This is a genomic window from Streptomyces phaeochromogenes (genome assembly GCF_001418655.1).
Taxonomy (GTDB): Bacteria; Actinomycetota; Actinomycetes; order Streptomycetales; family Streptomycetaceae; genus Streptomyces; species Streptomyces phaeochromogenes.
The window spans coordinates 1-3,476 of the sequence record NZ_LIQZ01000588.1; the positions used below are offsets into that span (position 1 = coordinate 1).

The 3,476-nt window shown below is 73.1% G+C and carries 4 protein-coding genes; all 4 read right to left on the reverse strand.

Annotation, left to right across the window (positions count from 1 at the left end; translation table 11 throughout):
- The coding region (locus AOK17_RS46220) for a DNA repair protein RecN (RefSeq protein ID WP_055618636.1) at positions 1-1,237 on the reverse strand (1,237 nt) is incomplete at its 3' end.
- A gap of 180 nt (positions 1,238-1,417) precedes the next feature.
- Positions 1,418-2,323: an NAD kinase gene (locus tag AOK17_RS46225; protein WP_055618637.1), complete on the reverse strand. Its 906-nt coding sequence runs from the start codon at positions 2,321-2,323 to the stop codon at positions 1,418-1,420.
- Complete coding sequence (locus AOK17_RS46230; protein WP_055618638.1) at positions 2,320-3,135, reverse strand: TlyA family RNA methyltransferase; 816 nt, start codon at positions 3,133-3,135, stop codon at positions 2,320-2,322. Before AOK17_RS46230 ends, AOK17_RS46225 begins: the two co-directional genes overlap by 4 nt.
- A gap of 7 nt (positions 3,136-3,142) precedes the next feature.
- A complete protein-coding gene (locus AOK17_RS46235; protein WP_055618639.1) occupies positions 3,143-3,472 on the reverse strand; it encodes a hypothetical protein in 330 nt (109 codons plus the stop codon).
- Positions 3,473-3,476 lie beyond the last annotated feature (4 nt).

Below are 3,476 nucleotides of genomic sequence, written 5' to 3' on the forward strand. Positions count from 1 at the left end.
GACGGATCTCGAACGACACGCGCGCGTGCGGCATGGCGAGCGAGGCGAGTTCGGCGGTCACGGCGGCGGCGAAGCGCTCGGCGGCCTCCGTACGGGCGTCCGTCAACGCCTGTGCCAGCCCGCCCAGTTCGGCCCGCAGCGCGTCCCGCTCGGCCGTCAGCTCGCCGAGCCGGTCGTCGTCGCCGTCCAGCTCCAGGAGCCGTGCGACTCCTTGTTCCGCCCAGGTCAGTACGCCGGCTGTGCCCTCGCCGGACTCGCCGTACTTGCGGGTCAGCGCGGTGAGCGCGGCGCGCCGCTCCTCGACCGCGGCGAGCCGCAGCGGGTCGGCGTCGAGGTCGTCGGCGTACCCCGCCAGCTCCCCCGCCACATCGCCCAGCAGGATCCCGATCTCCCCGATGCGGCCTGCCAGCGCGCCGAGCGCCGCGTCGTGGGACCGTACGGCCTCCAGGGCCCGGTGCGCGCCCGCGACGAGCGTCGTGGCGTCGATGCCCTCCGGGTCCTCGGGATTGCCCGCGAGGGCGCCGTGCGCGGCCGTGGCGGCGGACGCGAGCGCCTCCGCGTGTCCGAGCCGCTCGGCCTCGGCCGCCAGCTCGACGTCCTCGCCCGCCCGCGGCTCCACCGCGGCGATCTCGTCGAGCCCGAAGCGCAGCATGTCGGCTTCCTGGGCACGCTCCCGCGCGCGCGTGGTGATCTCGTCCAGCTCGGTGGAGATGGCGCGCAGCCGTCGGTAGGCGCCCGCGTACTTGGCGAGCGGCACGGCGACGGCGTCGCCCGCGTACCGGTCGAGGGCCTGCCGCTGACGGGACAGCTTGAGCAGCCCCTGCTGGTCGGTCTGGCCGTGCACGGCCACCAGGTCGTCGGCGAGCTCGGCGAGCAGCCCCACCGGCACGCTGCGCCCGCCGAGGTGCGCACGCGAGCGCCCCTCGGCGGAGACGGTACGGCTGATGAGCAGCACGCCGTCGTCGAGCTCGGCGCCGGCCTCCTCGGCCCGTAGGACGGCCGAGGCGCCGTCGGGCACGGAGATCCGTCCCTCCACGACCGCGTTCTTGGCCCCGATCCGCACGAGGGCCGGGTCGGCGCGCCCGCCCAGCAGCAGGCCCAGGCTGGTGACCACCATCGTCTTGCCCGCGCCGGTCTCACCGGTCACGGCGGTGAAGCCGGGTGACAGCTCGACGACCGCGTCGTCGATGACTCCGAGCGACCGTATCCGCATCTCCTCCAACACGGACATGACCATACGAGGTTTCCCCCACCCGGCGCGACGCCGCCCCAGTCCCTCCACATAAGCCCTGGTGCGGTTGACCGAATTGCCCGTTCCCCGCGCCCCTCTTCCAAGGGGCACGGGGAACTGCGCGGCCAGCCCCTGCCGACCCGCACCAAACCAACGACATCCCCCCCCCGGCTCCCTGCGGAGCACTCAGTGCGGAGCGCCCCGCCAACCCGCCACCGGCAGCGCGAACTTGGCGACGAGCCGGTCGGTGAACGACGCGTGGTGCAGCCGCGCCAACCGCACCGGCACCGCGCCGCGCCGGACCTCCACCCGCGCACCGGGCGGCAGCTCGATCGTGCGGCGGCCGTCGCACCACAGCACCCCGGGCGGGATGTGCGGCAGGACCTCCACGGCCAGCACCGAGTTCGGCGAGGTCACCAGGGGCTTGGCGAAGAGGGCGTGCGCGCTGATCGGCACCATGAGCAGCGCCTCGACCTCCGGCCACACCACGGGACCGCCCGCGGAGAACGCGTACGCCGTCGACCCGGTCGGCGTCGACAGGACGATCCCGTCGCACCCGAACCCGGTCACCGGCCGCCCGTCGATCTCCAGCACGACCTCAAGGAGCTTCTCGGCCCCCGCCTTCTGCACGGCGGCCTCGTTGAGCGCCCAGTCCGTGTGGACGACATCGCCGTTGCTGTGCACGACGACGTCGACGGTCATGCGCTCCTCGACCTCGTACGCCTTCGTCACCACCCGGTCGACGACCTTGTCGAGGTCGTCGCGCTCGGCCTCCGCGAGGAAGCCGACACGCCCGAGGTTGACGCCCAGCATGGGCACCCCGGAGGCGCGGGCGAACTCGGCGCCGCGCAGCAGCGTCCCGTCACCGCCGAGGACGATCAGCAGCTCACACCCGTCCAGGCACTCCGGTGTCGCCTCCTTGACGAGCTCCACACTCTCCGGGAGCGGCAGATCGGCCGCCTCCGCCTCCAGGACCCGTACGCCGAGACCGGAACGCACCAGCCCCTCGACGACGAGCTCGGCACTGCGGATGGCCGCGGGCCGTCCGGTGTGGGCGAGCAGAAAAACAGTACGAGCTCGGGTCTGTGTCAACGCGGCCCCTCCGCCACTGCACGGTCAACGTCGGCCGGGTCCAGTGCGGGTGCCCCGGCACGCAGCCACAGAAAGTACTCGACATTCCCCGAGGGCCCGGGCAACGGACTGGCCGTCACGCCGTTCACCCCGAGTCCCAGTTCCCCCGCCTGGCGGGCCACGCCGCGTACGGCGTCCGCCCGTAGCTCGGGGCTGCGTACGACTCCGCCGCTCCCGAGCCGTTCCCTGCCCACCTCGAACTGCGGCTTGACCATCATCACCAGGTCGGCTCCGGGTGCCGCGCACCGCACAAGGGCGGGCAGCACCAGGCCGAGCGGGATGAAGGACAAGTCACCGACAACAAGATCCACCGGCTCCCCATCGATCGCCTCCAACGTCAACTCGCGTACGTTCGTACGGTCCTTGACGGTGACGCGTTCATCACTCTGAAGAGACCAGGCCAACTGCCCGTACCCGACGTCCACGGCGACGACGTGGGCGACACCCGCGCGCAGTAGTACATCGGTGAACCCGCCGGTCGAGGCGCCGGCGTCCAGAGCCCGCCGTCCCTCGACCGCCAGGCCGAGCGGTACGAAGGCCTCCAGCGCCCCGGCGAGCTTGTGGCCGCCGCGCGAGACGTAGTCGGGATCGTCGTCGTCCTGGGTGACCAGGATGGCGGCGGCGGTCTCCACCTGGGTGGCGGGTTTGGTCGCGAGGGTCTTGCCTACAGTGACCCGCCCGGCGGCGATCAGCTGCCCGGCGTGTTCGCGCGAGCGGGCGAGTTTACGTCGGACCAGTTCGGCGTCGAGGCGGCGTCGTGCCACTCCTGCCACGTTCGGTTCAGCTCCTGTTGCTGTCGTTGCTGCTGTACGGCGCAGGGGGCCCCGGAGGTCCCGGGCGGGCGTCGAGCGCGGTGAGCGCGTCGCGCAGCCCCCTGTGCACATCCTCGTACACCTCCACGTGGCCGTCCGTGGCGAGGTGGTCCACATCGGCCAACCGGTCGAGCTGGGCGTCGGCCTCGGCGTTGCCCGTGGGCGTACGCGGCACGTGGAGGGGGGCGGGGGCAGCGGGGTCGTCCTCGGGTTCCGGGGCGGGCCCTGCCTCGGTCTGAGGTTCGGACTCGCCTTCGGGCTCGGGCCCGGCCACGGCCTCGGGGTCCGCGGACGGCACCGGC